The sequence below is a fragment of the Candidatus Magnetaquicoccus inordinatus genome, from assembly GCF_004217665.1.
In the GTDB taxonomy this organism is placed as follows: domain Bacteria; phylum Pseudomonadota; class Magnetococcia; order Magnetococcales; family Magnetaquicoccaceae; genus Magnetaquicoccus; species Magnetaquicoccus inordinatus.
The window spans coordinates 1-1,523 of record NZ_RXIU01000423.1 but is presented as its reverse complement, the minus strand read 5'-3'; the positions used below and the strand labels follow the sequence as shown (position 1 = coordinate 1,523).

Annotated in this window: 3 protein-coding genes; all 3 read right to left on the bottom strand. The window is 53.5% G+C overall.

Going from position 1 to position 1,523, the window contains the following annotated elements; all coding sequences use genetic code 11:
• Window positions 1-263: 263 nt before the first annotated feature.
• A complete protein-coding gene (locus tag EJP87_RS16235) occupies window positions 264-521 on the bottom strand; it encodes a type II toxin-antitoxin system RelE family toxin (protein ID WP_130472888.1) in 258 nt (85 codons plus the stop codon).
• A gap of 5 nt (window positions 522-526) precedes the next feature.
• Window positions 527-754 carry a hypothetical protein gene (locus EJP87_RS16230; RefSeq protein WP_130472887.1) on the bottom strand — a complete coding sequence of 76 codons (228 nt, stop codon included), beginning with the start codon at window positions 752-754 and terminating at the stop codon, window positions 527-529.
• Window positions 755-757: 3 nt separating this feature from the next.
• On the bottom strand, window positions 758-1,523 hold a 766-nt coding region (locus EJP87_RS16225; protein WP_130472886.1), incomplete at its 5' end, for a tyrosine-type recombinase/integrase.

Below are 1,523 nucleotides of genomic sequence, written 5' to 3'. Positions count from 1 at the left end.
CAAAAACCGCCGATAGGTCGTACCCATCTCAGGGTAGAAGATCAATTGCGGTAGGGGCTTTTTGAGGAGACCCTAATTCTGAAACCATGTGGCGCGATCTTCAGAGTTATTACGACAATTGATTATGCGGTTTCGGGTACGCAATTGACGGAAGAGCCGATTCCTTCAATGAAGATGCCCGGCCAGGGGGTGAAGGTTTCCCCTTTTTCCGTTGGCCGACGTAGACCGGGCATTCTGTTCCACCGTGAGCCGGTGGTATTCCGCTATCTGTACACCTCGCGGCGGTTCCCAACCTTCAAGACCAGGATCAAGAGCAGATTATCCCGTACTTGGTAGACAATACGGTAATCGCCTTCGCGAATCCGGTAGGTGCTTGCTTGACCTTCCATCCTCACGCAACCCGATGGACGTGGATTGCTGGCCAGGGAATCAATCGCCCTGCCAAACTGCTCCTGCAAAGACCGGGAGAATCGACGCAACTGCCGTTGCGCTTGGGGAGAAACCTCTATGCGATACAGCATGAGGTCTACCTTAATCCCATCTCTTGCTTCACCTGCTCCCAGGGTACGCTTACACCGGTGCGCTCATACTCCTCCAAGGCGATTCGTGCATCCTCTGCATCCTGGCGGTTCTCCCATTCCTCAAGGAAGCGGTCCAGTGCCTCCTGCACCAACTCTTTCAAAGGTCGCCCGGTTTCCCTGGATACAGATTGGAACATCTCTTCTGTGTCCGATGGTAATTCAATGGCCATCATGATTCAAACTCCTGTGCCCTGGCGTACCAGAGGGGTGACGTTATTGGTTTCACGGCCTTGCATGGCCGCCGCTATATGCGCTCCAATCAGCGAGGTTGCCTTCTGCAATGGATCATCGGAAAGATGCGCATATCGCTGCGTAGTACTCGCCTGGGTGTGGCCCAGTAACTTGCCTATCACTGGCAGGCTCATGCCCATGGATGCGCCTATGCTGGCGTAGGCATGCCGCAAGTCATGGATGCGCAGTGTCGGCATACCTGCCGCCTCTCGGATGCCATACCAAACCTTGTAAAGATTTACCAAATGCTGACCATTAGATTTTCCAGGGGTCACATATGGGTTTCCTTCAATCTTGGGAAGCGTGGCCAGCAGTTCCAATGCTGGCGGATTCAATGCGATGCTCTTGGCTCCGGTCTTACTGTCAGCCAGTCGCAGTACACCATATTGAAAATCCACCTGGCTCCATTCCAAGGTCAAGATCTCGCTCACTCTGGCACCAGTCAAGATCAGCAAACGGATTGCCGCTACTGCATAAGGTGACGCTCCGTTGCTCTCAGCTTCTGCAATGGCCTGTCCCAGCCTGGAAAGCTCCTCATCGCTCAGGATGCGCTCCCGTTTCTCTTCTTTATATTTCTTGATGTGCAGTGTCGGGTTGCTGTGGTCTGGACGTAAGCCAACCAGTTCCATCCAGTTGAAAGCAACGGACAACAGCGCCAACGCCCTGTTGGCAAAGTAGGGGGTTTCCCTCAATTCGTGGTGCATTTTGGCT

Coding starts and splice junctions, on each gene's coding strand:
- EJP87_RS16230 (WP_130472887.1), bottom strand. CDS start 754: ATGATGGCCATTGAATTACCATCGGACACAGAAGAGATGTTCCAATCT.
- EJP87_RS16235 (WP_130472888.1), bottom strand. CDS start 521: ATGCTGTATCGCATAGAGGTTTCTCCCCAAGCGCAACGGCAGTTGCGT.